This window comes from Streptomyces sp. NPDC059454 (genome assembly GCF_042749965.1).
GTDB lineage: Bacteria > Actinomycetota > Actinomycetes > Streptomycetales > Streptomycetaceae > Streptomyces.
Genome location: NZ_JBHYVC010000076.1, coordinates 1 through 17949, shown reverse-complemented (window position 1 = coordinate 17949; position 17949 = coordinate 1). Strand labels below are relative to the sequence as shown.

Annotated in this window: 16 protein-coding genes; 12 read left to right on the top strand and 4 right to left on the bottom strand. The window is 70.0% G+C overall.

The features are described 5' to 3' along the window. Window positions 1-142: 142 nt before the first annotated feature. The 4 genes from ACFXAE_RS32345 to ACFXAE_RS32330 all read right to left on the bottom strand — a co-directional run bounded on the left by ACFXAE_RS32345 (window position 143) and on the right by ACFXAE_RS32330 (window position 4348). Window positions 143-847 (bottom strand): phosphatase PAP2 family protein, encoded by a 705-nt coding sequence (locus ACFXAE_RS32345; protein ID WP_384721965.1) that lies wholly within the window; start codon window positions 845-847, stop codon window positions 143-145. Window positions 848-1058: 211 nt separating this feature from the next. Beyond that, a complete protein-coding gene (locus ACFXAE_RS32340) occupies window positions 1059-2060 on the bottom strand; it encodes an NlpC/P60 family protein (protein WP_384721962.1) in 1002 nt (333 codons plus the stop codon). A gap of 68 nt (window positions 2061-2128) precedes the next feature. Continuing rightward, complete coding sequence (locus ACFXAE_RS32335) at window positions 2129-3859, bottom strand: serine/threonine-protein kinase (protein WP_384721959.1); 1731 nt, start codon at window positions 3857-3859, stop codon at window positions 2129-2131. Between the two features lie 48 nt (window positions 3860-3907). Continuing rightward, on the bottom strand, window positions 3908-4348 hold the full coding sequence (locus ACFXAE_RS32330; RefSeq protein WP_384721956.1) for an ATP-binding protein: 441 nt from the start codon (window positions 4346-4348) through the stop codon (window positions 3908-3910). Between the two features lie 201 nt (window positions 4349-4549). Here ACFXAE_RS32330 and ACFXAE_RS32325 point away from each other — a divergent pair, with 201 nt between their 5' ends. From ACFXAE_RS32325 to ACFXAE_RS32270, 12 genes are all read left to right on the top strand, one after another. Next, window positions 4550-5395: a helix-turn-helix domain-containing protein gene (locus tag ACFXAE_RS32325; protein WP_384721951.1), complete on the top strand. Its 846-nt coding sequence runs from the start codon at window positions 4550-4552 to the stop codon at window positions 5393-5395. A gap of 65 nt (window positions 5396-5460) precedes the next feature. Further along, window positions 5461-5751 (top strand): DUF397 domain-containing protein, encoded by a 291-nt coding sequence (locus tag ACFXAE_RS32320; RefSeq protein ID WP_384721948.1) that lies wholly within the window; start codon window positions 5461-5463, stop codon window positions 5749-5751. Between the two features lie 1071 nt (window positions 5752-6822). After that, window positions 6823-7131 carry a hypothetical protein gene (locus ACFXAE_RS32315; protein ID WP_030829533.1) on the top strand — a complete coding sequence of 103 codons (309 nt, stop codon included), beginning with the start codon at window positions 6823-6825 and terminating at the stop codon, window positions 7129-7131. 200 nt (window positions 7132-7331) lie between these two features. Beyond that, the gene (locus ACFXAE_RS32310) at window positions 7332-8132 is read left to right on the top strand and encodes a hypothetical protein (protein ID WP_384721945.1); all 801 of its coding nucleotides are present in this window, start codon (window positions 7332-7334) and stop codon (window positions 8130-8132) included. Beyond that, window positions 8122-9444 (top strand): hypothetical protein, encoded by a 1323-nt coding sequence (locus tag ACFXAE_RS32305; protein WP_384721942.1) that lies wholly within the window; start codon window positions 8122-8124, stop codon window positions 9442-9444. Before ACFXAE_RS32310 ends, ACFXAE_RS32305 begins: the two co-directional genes overlap by 11 nt. Continuing rightward, window positions 9441-11000, top strand: a complete 1560-nt coding sequence (locus ACFXAE_RS32300) for an SCO6880 family protein (protein WP_384721939.1) — start codon at window positions 9441-9443, stop codon at window positions 10998-11000. The genes ACFXAE_RS32305 and ACFXAE_RS32300 overlap by 4 nt, the downstream gene beginning before the upstream one ends. A 13-nt stretch (window positions 11001-11013) precedes the next feature. After that, entirely contained in the window at window positions 11014-12423 is a 1410-nt protein-coding gene (locus ACFXAE_RS32295; protein WP_384721936.1) for an ATP-binding protein, read from the top strand. An 11-nt stretch (window positions 12424-12434) separates the two neighbouring features. Then, on the top strand, window positions 12435-13976 hold the full coding sequence (locus ACFXAE_RS32290; RefSeq protein ID WP_384721933.1) for a type IV secretory system conjugative DNA transfer family protein: 1542 nt from the start codon (window positions 12435-12437) through the stop codon (window positions 13974-13976). A gap of 202 nt (window positions 13977-14178) precedes the next feature. Further along, window positions 14179-15099 (top strand): ABC transporter ATP-binding protein, encoded by a 921-nt coding sequence (locus ACFXAE_RS32285; RefSeq protein ID WP_384721930.1) that lies wholly within the window; start codon window positions 14179-14181, stop codon window positions 15097-15099. Continuing rightward, complete coding sequence (locus ACFXAE_RS32280) at window positions 15096-15875, top strand: ABC transporter permease (RefSeq protein ID WP_384721927.1); 780 nt, start codon at window positions 15096-15098, stop codon at window positions 15873-15875. The genes ACFXAE_RS32285 and ACFXAE_RS32280 overlap by 4 nt, the downstream gene beginning before the upstream one ends. Before the next feature lie 46 nt (window positions 15876-15921). After that, window positions 15922-17187 (top strand): sensor histidine kinase, encoded by a 1266-nt coding sequence (locus ACFXAE_RS32275; RefSeq protein ID WP_384721924.1) that lies wholly within the window; start codon window positions 15922-15924, stop codon window positions 17185-17187. Next, the gene (locus ACFXAE_RS32270) at window positions 17184-17855 is read left to right on the top strand and encodes a response regulator (RefSeq protein WP_384721921.1); all 672 of its coding nucleotides are present in this window, start codon (window positions 17184-17186) and stop codon (window positions 17853-17855) included. The genes ACFXAE_RS32275 and ACFXAE_RS32270 overlap by 4 nt, the downstream gene beginning before the upstream one ends. Window positions 17856-17949 lie beyond the last annotated feature (94 nt).

Sequence of the window (17949 nt, the reverse complement as noted above, 5' to 3'; positions counted from 1 at the left end):
CTCCCGCTCATGGGGGTCCCTCCCGCTCGAGCGAAGTCGAGAGTGGGGGAGAAGTCGGGAGTGGGGGAGAAGCCGGGAGTGGGGGAGGCACCCCGCAAACGCCGGGCCGCGCAACACCCCCGCCCAGCAGCAGAAGCGTTGCTCAGGCCGCCAAGTCCCGCTCCTCGGTCCCGGCCGCCCCGCTCCGCGCGGCCCCCGGAGCAACCTGCCCCCGCTCGACCTTCCGCCGCGCGGAAACCAGCCACCCGCCCCGCGGCGACCGCTCGACCGCCCGCATCAGCGGCGTCAGCAGCGCCATGGCGAGCGGCGAGAGCAGCAGCGCGACGGCCGTACCGAGCGCGAGCCCGCCCACGACGTCCGTCGGGTAGTGCACACCCATGTAGACCCGGATGAACCCGCCCAGCAGCCCCAGCACCAGCCCGATGATCCCGAGCCGCCGGTTGACCAGGAACAGCCCCACCGCCAGCGCCATGCAGAGTGTCGCGTGGTCGCTGACGAACGAGTAGTCGTTCTTGCCGTCGACCAGGACTTCGAGCCCCTCATGGTCGAGGAAGGGCCGGCGCCTCTCCACGAACCCGCGGATCGGCACGTTCACCAGGACCGCGACGCCCGCCGCGAGCGGGGCCCACACCAGGGCCGCCACGGCCGGGGCCGCATCCTCGCCGCCCCGTCGCCTGACGCCCCACCAGCACCACACCAGCAGTGCCAGCAAGGCGAACAGCAGGCCGAACTCGCCCACGAACTCCATGACGTGGTCGAACCACGGCGGCGCGTCCTTGGCGAGGCCATTGATGTCATAGAGCAGGTCGACGTCAGGGTTCGACCCGGAATCGGCGAGTCCAGCCATGATGCTGCGGCCCCTTCGTCATATCTTCCGGCGCACAGTTCGCACGCCGCTCCTGCCACCCCCGTGGTCTGTAGATCCGCTCGTTCGATCGGCTACGACAACAGGAACGCACGGTCCCCGTTGATACGTTCCACACTCCACCGAATGATCACGCAGACGTTACCGAAGAGAAATGCATCTCCGCAGCTCAGGGGGAGGGTTGACGCTCCGCTCACACCGTGGTGGGGAGTGCTTTCGCGCCATCTTCGGTGACGCGGGTGGCACCGAAGTAGTCAGGCGTGTCGATCGGGTCGAATCGGATCACGGCCCCGGTTCGGGGCGCGTCGATCATGTACCCGCCGCCGACATAAATACCCACATGCCGGATGGCCCGGGAATTGGTGAGATCGTCCGAGAAGAACACCAGATCGCCCGGCAGCAGTTCGTCCCGTTTCGGATGCGGCCCCGCGTTGTACTGGTCGTTGGCCACCCGTGGCAGCGTGATCCCCACGCTCTCGTACGCGGCCTTGGTCAACCCCGAGCAGTCGAACCGTCCGCCCTGCTCAGGCGTACCGTTACCGCCCCACAGATACAACGTGCCGAGCTTCTTCTGCGCGTACGCGATGGCCCCGGCGGCCTGCTTCGACGGATCGACCCGCCCCACCGGCGCGGCGAAGCTCTCCTCCAGCGCCCGGATCCGCTTGACGTAGTTCCGCGTCTCGGTGATCGCGGGAACCCCACCCGAGCTGATCACCCGGTATGCCCCCGCGTTGTAGGCGGCGAGCATGTTGTTCGTTACGTCCCCCGGCACGTCCTTCACGTACTTCGCGAGTTCGCAGTCGTACGAAGCGGCCGATGGAATCGCGTCATTCGGGTCCCAGATGTCACGGTCGCCGTCGCCGTCCCCGTCGATGCCGTGGGCGGCCCAGGTACCGGGAATGAACTGGGCGATGCCCCGTGCGTCGGCGTGGCTGACGACGTCCGGGTCCCACCCGCTCTCCTGGTAGAGCTGCGCGGCGAGCAACGCCGGGTTGATGGCCGGGCAGAGGTTGCCCCACTTCTGAACAAGCATCTGGTAGGCGGCGGGCACCGACCCCTTGGCGAGTGTCTTGCCCGCACCGCCCACACCGTTGACGAGGTTGCCGGCCACGACGTAGACGCCGACGGCGAGCAGCATGACGAAGCTCAGCCCCAACCCGATGGCGGCGCCACCGGCCACCCATACCTTTCGCACGCTCCAACTCTCCCCTACCGCACCCCGGTTTATGGGTCATTTACCAGTCTGAAGGGTGGCCGTGTGAGCTACTTCGCGACAAACCCGCGGCAATCGATGGTGGCGTACTGCTTCGGCCCCTGGACATGGAGGAAGAGCACGGTCCAGTTGCCGGGGTCGTTCTCGACCGGGATGGCGTCCGCGTACTTCTCGCCGTTCATGACCTCCTGGAAGTCGTCCGGGTAGGTCAGCCACACCCACGGGGCGGACGCCTCGTCGCGGAGGCCCTCGTAGAGGTCGACCGGCTTGCTGGTGTAGCCGAGGCTCAGGTTCCCGAACCGTGCGCCCTCGATCGGCCGGCCCGTGTCCGCGTCGATCTCGTGCGGCGGCTTGACGGCGACCGACACGTAGTACGACGCCCCGTCCTCCGGCACGGCGTTCCCCAGACGAATCCCGATCCGTCCCTTGCCGGAGGTGTACGGCGCGTCGGACTCCGCGTCGGAGACGGATGCCTGGAAGTGCTGGCTGCGTTCCTCTGCGGGCAGCTGACACGCTCCCTGGCCGTCCGTCGAAGCGGCGTCCGGCGTCCAGTAGTCACGGTTCGGATTCGTCTCCTGCACGTAGGCAGGCGGCTGGGCCTCCGGCTGCTCGCGGCCCGGCGTGGTGGGGGCCTTCGACGTGGCACCGGGTCGCGCGGCCCCGGTCGTCTCCTTGCCGTCTGCGTCAGCGTCGCCCTCGCCCCGGTCGGGCAGCAGGACGAACGCCACCGTCACCGCTGCGGCCACGAGCCCCGCCGTCACGGCGATGAGCCACGGTGCGGGACGGCGCCGCACCGGTGAGGCCGGAGGACTCACCTGCGTGGGTGTGTACCCGGGCGCGTGCGTGGACGCGGACGTCGGCAGGTCGTGCAGCCCCACCGCCGGCGGGTGTACCGGCGGCGGTGAGACGGCCGCAGCCACCACCGGCAGCGCCTCGGTCAAGCCGGCCAGTCCCGTGTAGAAGGGGTCCTCGACGAGGGCTGCCAGCACGCGGCACCGCACGATCACCTCGGCGAGCTGCGGACGCGCCGCCGGGTCCTTGGCCACACAGTGCTGGATCAGGCCGGCCAGTTCGGTCTCCACACCGGCGAGCTCGATCGGTTCGTGCACCGCGCGGTAGCTGACCGTGGCCGGTTCGCCGGACCCGAACGGGGGCCTGCCCGTCGCCGCGTACGCGATCGTCGCCCCGAGCGCGAACACGTCGGCGGCGGGCCCGACCTCATTGCGCATCAGCACCTCGGGCGCGGTGAAGCCGGGCGTGCCCGGAGCGGACCCCGCCTCGGTGAGTGCCGTCTGCCCTGCTCCTCGGGCGATGCCGAAGTCGATGAGCTGCGGCCCTTGCGTGGCGAGGAGTACGTTCTGCGGCTTGAGGTCCCGGTGCGTGACCCCTTGCTCGTGCACCGCCGCGAGACCTTCCGCCAGCGCCGCGAACAGGCGCCGGCAGGTCTCGGGCGGCATCGGCCCCCTCGCCCCCACCGCCTTGCTCAGCGTCGGGCCTGACACGTATTCGGTCGCCAGCCAGTAAGGGGCCGAATCCAACGAGGCGTCGATCAGGTTCGCGGTGTACGCACTCCGAACCAGGCGTACGGTCTCCACTTCACGCCTGAAACGCGCGAGTGCCTCGGGGTGATCGGTGATCTCGTCCCGGATCACCTTGATCGCCACCAGTCGGCCGCCGGGCGACCGCCCGAGGTAGACCTGTCCCATCCCGCCCGCACCGAGGCGGGCCAGCAGCGTGTACGTGCCTATTCGCGCGGGATCCTGAGCCTTCAATGCGTCCACGGAAACGACCTTGCCACACAGCAGGGTTGACGCGGGCCGACCTGGTGATCACGGACCGGCCCAGCCGCATTCCGCCCACAGCACCTTCCCGCCGGAGGATCTCCCCGGTTCGCCCAGCAGCGATGCGCCCCAGGAGTCGGCGTACGCCCTTACGAGGGCCAGGCCCCGCCCGCCCTCCGAGGCCCCGTGCGGCATGACGCCGTGAGCGAAGCCGGCGCCCAGTCCGGAGGGGATGGTCGCGTCCTTGTCCCAGACCCCCAAACGGAGTTGACCGGACGCCGTGGGCCGGATGTACAGCGCGTACGGTCCGCCGGTGTGCAGATGGGCGTTGGTCAGCAGCTCCGAGGCGATCAGCTCGGCCGTGGGGGCGAGTTCGCCGAGCTCGTAGGCGGCCAGCACGGACCGCAGGGTCGAACGGGCGATCCCCGGTGAGCGTGGATCACGCGAGAGGTGCAGGGTGTACGACCAGGGCGGGGATACGGTGGGCATGGAAGTCTCCGATCCGTGAGGTCAGTCGGGTGAGTGCGGACAGTTGCCCAGTGGCATGCCGACCCGTCGATCGGTGCGCTTCTGGGCGGGGCGCCTGCAACTAAGCTAGCCGCGTTCAGCTAACACATTAGCCAGTTCTCCAGATCTGCATTAGCTTCCACCCGTGTGGGTGACCGTAGCGCCGAGGGGGCGTCAGGAACCGTGAGAACCAGCCCGACCGGTCGTCAGCTCCGACTTGGCGCCGAGCTGCGGAAACTGCGCGAACGTGCGGGGCTCACCGCCACAGAGGCCGGTCAACTGCTCGGTGTGAAGCAGAACCAGATCAGCAATACGGAAGCCGGACGCATCGGCGTGAGCCCGGAACGCGTACGCACCCTGGCCCATCACTACAAGTGCGGTGATCCCGTACTCGTCCAAGCCCTCAGCGACATGACCACAGACCGCAAGCGCGGCTGGTGGGAGGAGTACCGCGAGATTCTCCCCGCCGCGCTTCTGGACCTGGCCGAAGTCGAGCACCACGCGACCCGCCTGCGTGGTGCCGTGACCGTCCACATCCCCGGCTTGCTTCAGACCACCGAACACGCACGCGAACTGTTCCGGCAGGTCGTGCCCGAGTTCCCACCTCCGGACATCGAGCACCGAGTGTCCTTCCGCATCAAACGCCAGGCCGTGCTGTACCGCGCCTCCGCCGCCCCGTACCACGCGGTGATTCACGAGGCCGCGCTGCGCATGCAGTTCGGCGGTCCGGCGATCGCCCGCGCGCAGCTGCAACACCTGTTGGACATGAGCGAGCGGGAGCACATCACCATCAGGGTGCTGCCGTTCGCTGCCGGAGGCTTTCCGGGGTCGGGACAGTCAATCTTCTACTCGCACGGGCCCATCCCCCAGCTCGACACCGTCCATCTCGACCAGTCCCACGGGCCCGTGTTCCTCGACGCCGAGGCTCAGCTGGACATGTACCGGATTCTGCTCGACCGCTTGGACTCCCGGGCGCTCGCCCCGGAGAAGTCACGCGATGTCATCAACCACCTCCTCCGAGACCTGTGAAAGGAAACGCGATGCCCGGACTCAACTGGCAGAAGTCATCCCTATGCGGCTCGGGTGATTCCTGCGTGCACGTTGCCGCAACCCCCACCGGGATACACATAACCGAGTCCGCCGACCCCAGCGGAGCCATCCTCACCACCACTCCCGACGCCTTCCGTGGCCTTCTCCACTCCCTCAAGGAAGAACCGCACCGGGGCTCCCGGACGCCTGCTCTCGAAGTGACCATCGCCGGCGACGACGACCGCACCGTCCGCCTCCACGCCCCGGGCGCACCCACCGTCACCACCGACCGCCGCCGCTGGGAGATCTTCGTGCGCGGCGTCCGGGCCGGCGAGTTCGACCACTTCGTGGCGTAGGACTGCCGGAACGGAGGGCGATTTTGGCGGACCGCGCGGCACGGTGGACATACGGACCGGTACACCGGTGTGCGCGCCACGCTGAAGCTGGAAGAGGGCAAGGGATCCGCGCGTCTCACACACCGCTCGCTCATGAATGAGGAAGAGCAGGTACTCCACAGCCGCACCGGCCCTCCCCGCGGCACGGTCGAGCTGCCGGACCCCGGGCTGATCGAGGTGGACCGCCCGGTCCGCTGGTCGATCACCTTGCGCCGGGCCCGTCGTCCAGGCGGGCCTCCTCCCGCCTCACCTCGACGGGGCCACGCGGGGCCGGGGAAGACACCCCCTGCTGAAAAACGTGAGCAACGGACAGGGAAACGCCACCCAGTCACTCAAATGAGCAGCATCAGGACAACGGAGCCCGAAATGCTCACGCTTTTCAAGTGAGCGGGTCAGTCCGCGCCCTCCCCCTACCGACCGGCAGAGGGCACCAGACCGCCAACCGGCCCCACACGAAGACCGGGCACCTCGCCGAGCAGGGGCCGCCACCACCCTCCGACCCGCCACAGCCGCCGTACCGCCTACGGGTCGCTCGCCGCCCGGAAAGGTCCTGTGTCACGGCACGGAGCGCGGGCAGCGCACCGCCCCTGTCGCCCTGCACGAAGAACACTGGTGCCGACCTCGAGAAAGCCCCGCATCACCGGGTTCGCCGACCCGGACTGAACGCAGGCGCACCGAGAGAATGTGACTGACGGTCATATCCAGGTCGCCCAGGCCGGCAGCCTGCGCGTCACAGCACGGCGGCACGGGAAACTGGTCCGCATCCTGCTGCACGGACTCACGTCGCGCTGAACACACCTCGTTGTCCGGCGTCACCCAGCGTGATACACAGAGTGACGATACGACTCTTCACCCATCGGAGCGCGCCCCTGTCGGAGTCCGGCGCGCGCCGGTGGCAAGCTATTCGTACGAAACCCGCCAACGGATGACGCCAAGTCGACATGCGACAGCGTCATCGTCAGCGACAATAAGGCCTGACCTCTGCACCACCGCAGGGGATGCGGAACTACCCATACAGGGGCGGTGACTTACATGTTCTTCGCGGCCGACGAGGGAGACATCAACACCATTATCGGCGGGATCGCTCCGGATTGGGGCCCCTTCGGCAGTCTGGGCAACGAGGCCAAGATCATGATCGAAGTGGTCATGGCGGTCGCCATCCTCATCTGCCTGGGCATCGCCATCTGGGGGGCGGCCAAACAGCGCATCGGCGCCACGGCGTTGAGGGACACGTTCAGTGCCGAACAGGGCAAGGGCCTCATCATCGCGGGGCTCACGGGCGTCTTCATCATCGGCTCGCTCGGCACGCTGTTCACCATCGTGTACGGAATGGCCGTGTAGCCCCGCCCCATCGCTCCCGTCCGGGCACGCCCGGCACTCCCTCCACCCCACCCGCCCGTCGTGCCCACCGGCTGAGGTTGCGTTTCCCTGATGTCCAGTCACCACACCGCGCCCGCGCGGGGACCAGCACGGCTACCGTCGTACATGGAGTACGCGGAGCACGAGGTGTTTCCGCACGAAGCTGAGGGGGCGTACGCGGTATGAGTCTCGGAGACGACACGGGCCAGACCCGCACCCGCCTGCCGGAAAGGGGCGGCGACCCGTACGGCGGTGCGCGCAGAGGTGGCCGTTCTTCGTCACGCAGCCTGGTGACGGTGGTCGGCGTGGTGGTCCTCCTGATCGCGGCAATCGCCTTCGCGAACCGTGGAGACGGCGATTCCGCCGCGGAGGAGGGCGACGACTCCCCCAAGTCGGCGGCGACGGCCCCGTCCGGGGAAAAGCCGGTGGACACGAAGGCGTCCGGCATCCCGTCGGGCTTCGCCCATGACCGGCAGGGGGCGGAGAGCGCGGCGGCGAACTACGCGGTGGCGCTGGGTTCTGCCGAAATGTTCGACAAAGCCCGGCGAGACGTCATCCTTCAGTCGATCATCGTTCCCGGCCGCGTCGCGGAATTCGAGGCGATGCTGGACAAGGCGTACACGCCGGAGTTCAACAAGAACGTGGGCCTCAACGACGACGGCACCACACCGAAGGGCCACACGTTCGTCTCGCGTACCAGCCCGATCGGCACCAAGGTCACCGCGTCGTCCGCCGACGCGGCAACAGTAGAGGTCTGGTGTAGCGGCCTTCTGGGGCTGGCGGGCGAAAGCTCCACCAATCCGGTCACCAACAGTTGGTTCACCATCACCATGCAGCTTGAGTGGGCCAACAACGACTGGAAGATCGTGACCCACTCTCAGAAGGACGGCCCCACACCGGTTCCCGGTGATGAGCGGGCCTCCAGCGCGGACGAGATGGCGAAGGCCGTCGAGGAGTACGGAGGGTTCACGTATGCCCGCTAACCACCGCCTGCTCAAACTGACCGGTGCCGTCGCGACCGTACAGGCGACTGCAGTCGTCTTCGCCACGCGGGCTTTCGCTGCACCCACGCCCACGCCCACGGACAGCAACGACCCCTGTGACCTGATTCACGGCCCCGCCAAGGACTACTGCGAACGAGGCGAAAGAGGCAGCAGCTCCACCGGCGACTCCTCCACCCTCAACGACCCCACCTCCGCCCTCGACCCCCTCGCCTCCCTCGCCCAGGGTTGCGCAGACGCCGCCTCCTGGACCGTCAAGCAGCTCAGCAAGGCCGTCGAGGAAACCGCGAACGTCGACTTCACGAACCCCCAGTTCCGCCAGCAGTACGCCGTCGTCTTCGCCGCGTCGACGATCCTGACGCTCCTCCTCTGGCTGCTCGCGGTCGCCAAGCGCGCGGTGCGAGGCGTCCCCCTCGCCACCGCCCTCTCCGAGGCGATCGGCTTCCTCTGGCTCACCGTCCTCGCCTCCGCCTTCACCCCGCTGATCCTCTACACCGTCGTGTCGGCGACCGACGGCGTCACCGAGGTCTTGGCGAAGGCGACCGGCGACCAGACGGACACGTTCTTCGGCACGTTCTCCGGCGCTCTCGAGAAGGGCGACGACATCGGCGGCGGACCGATCATGCTGATCGTCGTCTCCCTCGTCTCCATCCTCGCCGCCGGCGTCCTGTGGCTGGAACTCGTCATCCGCGCCGCCCTGCTCTACGTCGGCGCCCTCCTCGGCACCGTCGTCTACGCCGGCCTCGTGGACAAGAACCTGTGGGGCCACGTCCGCCGCTGGGCGGGCATCATGATCGCCGTGATCCTCGTGAAGCCCGTCATCGTGATCGTGCTCGGCCTCGCCGGGGCACTCTCCGCCGAGGACGGGCCCGACGCCTTCTCCGCCGTGGTCTCCGGGCTGGCGATCATCCTGCTCGCCATCTTCGCGTCGGCGATGATCTACCGCTTCGTCCCCGGCTTCGGCGACGAACTCGCCAACTCCCGCAACAACCGACTCATGCAGGGCGCCGAAGGCAAGGCCGCCGCCGTCATGAGTTCCCCGGCGAACCTGGTCGCCCAGGGCATCAAGACCCACAGCAGCCGCGCCGACAACAACCACGGAGGCGGGGGCCAGTCCACCGGCCCCCGCCCCTCCAACCCCGTCTCCGGCGGAGTCGCCGCGCACAGCTCGCGCCCGTCCAACAGCGGCGGATCCGCCGCCCCCGCACCCCGCTCGAGCAGCCCGGTGAACACCCCCCACGCCAGCAACACCCGCAACAGCAGCACCAACAGCACGGGAGGTGAAGGGCGTTGACGACCGAGTCCCACTTGTCCCATCCGGTCACGCCCCGCCGTACGTATCTGATCGGCCGCGCCCGGCCGAACGCGATCGTCGGCCGTAATCGCGAGACCGGTGAGATCGCGCTGATCGTCGTGGGCGCGTTCCTCGGCATGATGTGCGGACTGCTCGTCCCCGTCCTGTCCGTGCGGATCGTGCTGCTCGCGGGCCTCCCGATGCTGGCGCTGGCCGCGGTGTACGTGCCGTACAAGGGCCGCACCTTCTACAAATGGTTCGAGATCAACCGCAGCTACAAGCGCACCGTGCGCCGCGGCACCACCTACCGCTCCGGTGCCGTCGAGGCCGGCACCCGGCTGGACGGGCGCGAGGTGGAGATCGGGTCGCCGCCGGGAATCGGCAGGATCACCTGGCTCGCCGCACCCTTCGGGCCGGACGAGATCGCCGTACTGCTGCACGCGGACCGCAAGACCGTCACCGCCGCCATCGAGATCGAAGGGCCCGGCGTCGGCCTGCGCGACTCCGAGGACCAGGAAGCCCTCGTCGACCGCTTCGGCACGCTGCTGAAGCACGTCGCCAACGGCGACGGCTTCGTGACCCGCATCCAGATGCTCGCCCGCACCCTGCCCGCCGACCCCGACGCGCACGCCAAGGACGTCGCCGTCCGCGGGGACGACAAGTCGCCACCATGGCTGCAGCAGTCGTACGACCAGCTCCAGTCGATGGTGTCGACCAGCAGCGAGCAGCACCGCGCCTACCTCGTCGCCTGCATGCACTACACACGCGAACTGGCCGCCGAGGCCAACGCCATGGCCCGCGCGATGCGCAGCCAGGGCGGCGGCAAGGTGGACCGGGACGCGGGGCTCGCCGTCGTCATGGCCCGTGAGCTGACCGACATCTGCTCCCGGCTCCAGGAGGCCGACATCCGCGTACGGCAGCCGCTCGGCCAGAGCAGGCTGTCCTCGCTGATCCACGGCATGTACGACCCGGACCACCCGATCGACCACATCCAGGCGATGACGCAGCGCAACGCCTGGCCGGCCGAGCTGGACGCCATGGAGCCCACCTACCTCCAGGCCAAGACCCGCGAATCCGTCACCCGCGCCCCCTGGTGCCACGCCACGGCCTGGATCAAGGAGTGGCCGATGACCCCGGTGGGCGTCAACTTCCTGGCCCCGCTGCTCGTCCACACCCCGGACGTGATCCGCACGGTCGCCGTCACCATGGACCTCGAACCCACCGAGGTCGCCATCGAGCGGATGCTGACCGAGAAGACCAACGACGTGGCGGAGGCGTCCCGCGCCGCCAAGATGAACCGCACCGTCGACCCGCGCGACATGGCCGCCCACAGCCGCCTGGACCAGCGCGGCGAGGACCTCGCCAGCGGCGCGGCCGGCGTCAACCTGGTCGGCTACATCACCGTCTCCTCCCGCAATCCCGAGGCCCTGGCCCGCGACAAGCGGACCATACGGGCGTCGGCCGGAAAGTCGTACCTGAAGCTGGAGTGGTGCGACCGCGAGCACCACCGCGCGTTCGTGAACACACTCCCGTTCGCCACCGGCATTCGAAGGTAGGGGCTGAGCCGATATGCGGGATCCGCTGTCCGTCGTCACCGACGCCTTCACGTCCTTCCTGTTCGGGAAGGTCGAGACGACACGGCTGCCGGTGCGCACCTCCACGGGCCAGGCGCAGGCGGTCTACCTCCCGACCGCCGCCCCCGGCCTCGGCGACTCCGGCGTCATCATCGGCCGCGAGGTCTACTCCGGCAAGGGCTACATCTACGACCCCTTCCAGCTCTACGGCCAGCAGCTCCCCGCCCCGCACTGGCTGGTCCTCGGTGAGTCCGGCAACGGCAAGTCGGCCCTGGAGAAGACGTACGTCCTGCGCCAGCTGCGCTTCCGCGACCGCCAGGTCGTCGTCCTGGACGCGCAGGGCGAGGACGGCGCCGGTGAGTGGAACCTCATCGCGCGGGAGCTGGGGATAACGCCGATCCGGCTGGACCCGATGGCCGCGCTCGACCAGGGCATCCGGCTCAACCCCCTGGACCCGTCGATCACGACCACCGGGCAGCTCGCCCTGCTCCGGACCATCATCGAGGTCGCGATGGGGCACGGCCTGGACGAGCGTTCCGGCTTCGCCCTCAAGGTCGCGCACGCCTACGTCAACGAGACGATCGTCGAACGCCAGCCGGTCCTCTCCGACATCGTGGAGCGGCTGCGCCACCCGGAACCGGAGTCCGCGGAGGCGATGAACGTCGCCATAGACGACGTACGGGCGTGGGGCCTGGACGTCGCCCTGGTCCTGGACCGCCTGGTCGACGGTGACCTGCGCGGCATGTTCGACGGCCCCACGACCGTCGGCATCGACCTCGACGCGCCGCTCATCGTCTTCGACCTGTCCCACATCGACCGCAACTCCATCGCCATGCCGATCCTGATGGCGATCGTCGGCGTGTGGCTGGAGCACACCTGGATCCGCCCCGACCGGAAGAAGCGCATCTTCCTGGTCGAGGAGGCCTGGCACATCATCAACAGCCCGTTCGTCGCCCAGCTGTTCCAGCGGCTGCTGAAGTTCGGCCGGCGGCTCGGCCTGTCGTTCGTCGCGGTCGTCCACCACCTGTCCGACGTGGTGGACGGGGCCGCGGCGAAGGAGGCGGCGGCCATCCTGAAGATGGCGTCGACCCGGACCATCTACGCCCAGAAGGCGGACGAGGCGAGGGCGACCGGCCGGGTCCTCGGCCTGCCCAGGTGGGCGATGGAGATCATTCCGACGCTGACGCCCGGTATCGCGGTGTGGGACGTCAACGGCAACGTCCAGGTGGTCAAACACCTGGTCACCGAGACCGAACGCCCGCTGGTCTTCACCGACCGCGCGATGACCCAGTCCTCCGCCGACTTCAACGACGACGCCCTGCGCGCCGCCGAACGGGAGGCGGAGGAACGGGCGGCGGCCTTCGTGGAGCAACACGTCGGCGACTCCGAATCGACGGTGGCGTAGGGGGAGGACGCGTGAGACCGGACGATCACCGTGAGCACGGCCGGGCCGGCGGCCGGGGCGGCGGCATCCCCGACGGGCTGCTGATCGGCATCCTCGCGTTCCTCCTCGGCATCACCACGATGGTGTGGACGGCCACGGGCCTCGCGGGCCTCTTCGCCCACGGCCACTGGCCGTCCGGCGTCACCTTCGCCCGCACGCCGGTGGCCGTGCGCCACCTCGTCGCCGACCCGCAGGACCTCCCCGGCGCCTGGCCGGACACCCCGGAGGCCGCCCTCTCGGGGTACGGCCTCTTCTGGGGCCTGCTCATCGGCCAGCTGATGATCCTGGCCGTCCTGACGGTGTTCGCCGTGGGCACGGTGGCCCGTTGGAGAGCGGTACGGGCACGACGCCGGGCGGAGCGGGCGACGGGAGTCATGCCGAAGCACCTGCCCGAACGGCATCCGGAGCCGGAGCCGACGCCGAAGCACCTGCACGAGGTACCGACACCAAGAGGGCCCGGGCAGGAGACGCCGGCACCGGAGCCGGTCCAGACACCGGCACCTCGGCAGTCATCCGCGCCGCAGGAAGCGGCGCTCACTTCCCTGTCCAGGGGTGAACGGGCGAGTGAGCGCGACACACCCCTCGCCGAAGGCGCGGGGCTGCTCTACGGCCCCCCGGCCACCCGCCACCCCACCGCGGCCCAGGCCGTACGCGACGCGGAGGGCCCCGCCCTCGTCCTCACCTCCAACCCCACCCTCTGGCACGACACCAAGGACGCCCGCGCCAAACTCGGCCCCACCCACCTCTACGACCCCACCCACCTCTGCGACACCCCGGCCCGCCTCCACTGGTCCCCCACGGCCGGCTGCGAGGACAAGGACACGGCCAAGGCCAGAGCAGCCGCACTCCTCACCCCCGTACGTCCCACCTCCCGCCTCGACCAGGCGGTCAGCGACACCGCGGAGACCCTGCTCCGCAGCTACGTGCACGCCGCCGCCGTCGACGGCCGTACGGTCCGCCACGTCCACCGCTGGTCCCAGGGCCTCCAGGTGCACGACGCCGTACGCATCCTCCGTACCAACCCCAAGGCCGCCCCCGGCGCCGCCGGCGAACTCGAGGCGGCCCTCACCGCGCACCCCGAGCGCCGGGACATGGCCCAGCAGCTGACCACCCGCGCCCTGGCCGCGCTCTCCACGGTCAACGTCCGCGAGGCCTGCACTCCCAACCGAAATGATGCCCTCGCCTTGGATTCCTTCGTCCATGAAGGGGGCACGCTCTATGTCGTGGGTGAATCCATCGAGGACCCCCGCACCAGCCCGGGTGCGATGCCCCTGCTGACGGCCCTCGCCTCACACGTGGTCGAGCACGGCCGGCGCATGGCCGAACGGTCATCCTCCGGTCGGCTCGACCCACCACTCACCCTCGTCCTGGACGACGTGGCGGCCGTGGCCCCGCTCCCCCAGCTCCCGGAACTGCTCGCCACCGGCGCGGACCGCGGCATGCCCACCCTGGCCCTGCTCCGCTCCCGCGAACAGGCCAGAACCCGCTGGCCCCACGCCGAACTGCCGGTCTGATCCCGGGCGGTCGACCGGACCGAGCGGGAGCGAACCCACTCGGCCGCACGCCCCGCACACGCTCCGGCGAACAGCCCGCACCCCCACCGAGTGCCCGTCCGCCGTACGCTCCCGCCACCGTAGTACCGGGGTACCACCGCCTCGCCCCGAATACGGCCGACGGTCCGACGCCCGCCGCCCCCGCACGGCCGAGCATCGAAGCATGATTACGGCACAGGACCTCACCAAACGCTACGGAGACCGGACCGTCGTCACCGACCTGTCCTTCACCGTCCACCCCGGCACCGTCACCGGCTTCCTCGGCCCGAACGGCGCCGGAAAGTCCACCACCATGCGGATGATCCTCGGCCTGGACGCCCCCACCCGCGGCCGTGCCACCGTCGGCGGCCGCGCCTACTCCGCCCACCCCGCACCCCTCACCGAGGTCGGCGCCCTGCTGGAGGCCCGCTCCGTCCACCCCGGCCGCACCGCCCACCACCACCTGCGCGCCCTCGCCCTCACCCACGGCATCCCGAAGAGCCGCGTCGAGCACGTCCTGGGCCTCACCGGCCTGACCGACGTGGCCCACCGCCGGGTCAAGGGCTTCTCCCTCGGCATGGGCCAGCGCCTCGGCATCGCCGCCGCGCTCCTCGGCGACCCGGCCACGGTCATCCTCGACGAGCCGGTCAACGGCCTCGACCCCGAGGGCGTCCTGTGGATCCGCACCCTCCTCAAGTCCCTGGCCGCCGAGGGCCGTACGGTCCTGGTCTCCTCCCATCTGATGAGCGAGACGGCCCTCACCGCCGACCACCTGGTCATCATCGGCCGCGGCCGGCTCCTCGCCGACACCACGGTCACCGACTTCGTACGCCACTCGGGCGCGGGCACCGTCAAGGTCGTCACCCCGCAGGCCTCCGACCTCGTACGCCACCTCACCGCCCCCGGCGTCACGGTCACCACCGACTCCCCCGGCAGCCTCACCGTGCACGGCACCGACGCCGAGCACATCGGCCGCACGGCCGCCGCCCACGGCATTCCGCTCTTCGAACTCACCCCGAACACCGCCTCCCTGGAGGAGGCGTTCATGGACCTCACCCACGACGCGGTCGAGTACCCCGCCGCCCTGGAAGGAGCAGCCGCATGACCACCGCCGCCCCCGCCACCGGCCGGCCCCCCCGGGTGACCCCGGCCCGCGTCCTGCACTCCGAATGGCACAAGCTGTGGACGCTCCGCTCCACCTGGGTCAACCTGGCCGCCACCAGCGCCCTCACCCTCGCCATGGGCATCGGCATCGGCGCGGCCTACGACGGCACCGGCGAGGGCGGCCTCGACACGGTCGTCTTCGTCCTCCTCGGCACCCAGTTCGCCACCGTCAACCTGGCCGTCCTGGGCATCCTCGCCACCGCCGGCGAGTACTCCACCGGCCAGATCCGCGCCACCATGACGGCCGTACCGCGCCGCCTGCCCGTCCTGTGGTCCAAGGCCGCCGTCCTGGCCGCCGTCACCCTCCCCCTGTGCCTGCTGACCAACCTGCTCACCTTCCCCCTGGCCCAGGCCTTCCTCACCGACACCGACCAGTCCGCCGCCCTCGGCGACCCCGGCGTCCTGCGCGGCCTCGTCGGCAACGCGGTGGCCCTCACCCTCCTCGCCGTGACGGCCCTCGGCTTCGGCGCCGTGACCCGTTCGATCCCCCTGGCCATCGGCGCGTACATCGGCCTCGTCATGATCGTGCCGGAAGTCCTGGCGATGCTCCCGTACGCCGTCGTCGACGACGCCGTCGATCACTTCCCCGCCCAGGCCCTGCAGTCCCTCACCGCCGCCGACACCGCCTCCCCCGGCACGGCCCTGCTCACCCTCGCCCTGTGGGCGGCGGCCTCCCTCACCGTGGCGGCGACGACCCTGCGCCGCCGGGACGTCTGACCCCGTGCCGTCCACCGTGTTCCCCCCGACGGACGCACCCACGACCATGGACCCCGTGACGAACGACCAGAGGGCTCCGGCGACGGGGGTACGGACGACGGAACCCCTCACCCAGTACCTGCAGCGCGTCAACCAGCGGGTGCGCGCCTTCGACCGACGCCACCCGCTGCTGTGGGACCTGCACGTCACCGGCTTCTGGGTGACGGCCGCCCTCGTCGACTACACCAGCGGCGGCTGGCGCACCATCACCCACGACCCGGACACCCCCGGCCCGCTCCTCCTCGTCCTGAGCCTCGGCCTGTCCGTCCCCCTCCTGCGGCGCCGCACCCACCCCGTGGCGGTCCTGCTCGCCATGGTCCCGTTCGCCCTGGTCAACGCCTGGTCCGGCGCCGCACTCCAGGCGGCGCTGCTCCAACTCCTCGTCATCTACCACATCGCCCTGCGCCTCCCCCTGCGCGATCTGTGGTGGTCCACAGCCCTCGTGCTCACACCCGTGGTGATCGCTACGGCCCGCTACGGCGAGGGCGACCACGTGAACCAGCAGATCGGCTCCCAGCTGACGTCCGTCCTCGTGGTCGTCCTCATCGGCATCACGGTCCGTACCCGGCAGAACTACACCAAGGCCCTGGAGGACCGCGCCCGCCGCCTGGAGATCGAACGCGACCAGCAGGCCCAACTCGCCGCCGCCGCCGAACGCGCCCGCATCGCCCGCGAGATGCACGACATCATCGGCCACAACCTCTCCGTCATCACGGGCCTGGCCGACGGCGGCAGGTACGCGGCCGGCAAGTCCCCGGAACGCGCCGCCCAGGCCCTGGACGCCATCGGCACGACCAGCCGTCAGGCGCTCGGCGAACTCCGCCGCCTCCTGGACGTCCTGAAGGACGAGGGGACAGCGGCCCACCCCGCGGAACTGGCCCCCCAGCCGGCCCTCACCGACCTGGACCGGCTCATCGACGGCGTCCGCAACGCGGGCCTGCCCGTCCACATCACCGTCGAGGGCCGGTCCACCCTCTCCCCGGGCCGCCAGCTCACCGTCTACCGCGTCGTCCAGGAAGCCCTCACCAACACCCTCAAGCACGCCGGCCCCGACGCCACCTCGGAGATCTCCATCGTCCACGGCGACAGGGGTGCCGTCACGGTCACCATCACCGACACGGGAACCCTCGGGACGCCCGCCGCCGCCGACGGCCGTGGTCTCCCCGGCATGCGTGAACGAACCGCCCTGTACGGCGGCACACTCGAGGCCGGCCCCCACCCCGAGCGGGGCTGGCGCGTCCATCTACACCTCCCGGAGGAAACCCCGCAGTGACCACCGTCCTCATCGCCGACGACCAGCCCCTCCAGCGCTTCGGCTTCCGCATGCTCCTGGAGAGCCAGGACGACCTCACCGTCCTGGGCGAGGCGGCGAACGGCGCCGAAGCGGTCCGCATGACGGCGGAGCTGCACCCCGACGTGGTCCTGATGGACATCCGCATGCCCGGCCTGGACGGCATCGAGGCGACCCGTCGCATCGTCGTCACCGGCGACCGCACCCGCGTCCTCATCCTGACGACGTTCGACCTGGACGAGTACGCCTACGCCGGCCTCCGCGCGGGCGCCTCCGGCTTCCTCGTCAAGGACGCCCAGCCGGAGGAACTCCTCTCCGGCATCCGCTCCGTGGCGACCGGGGACGCGGTCGTCGCCCCCAGCCTGACCCGCCGCCTCCTCGACGCCTACGCCCGGCATCTGCCGACCGGCCACGGCACCGTGGACGTTCCCTCCGACGACGCACGTCTGTCCACCCTCACGGAGCGGGAACGCGAGATCCTCACGGTCATCGGAAAGGGCTGGACGAACACCGAGATCGCCACCCGCCTCCACCTCGCCGAATCCACGGTGAAAACCCACGTGGGCCGGATACTCGCGAAGACCGGCTCACGGGACCGCGTCCAGGCGGTGATCCTGGCGTACGACACGAAACTGGTGGAGCCGTCCTGAAACGCAGAATACCCCCGTGCCGAATGGCACGGGGGTATTCTCCAATATTTGTTCGGCGGCGTCCTACTCTCCCACAGGGTCCCCCCTGCAGTAC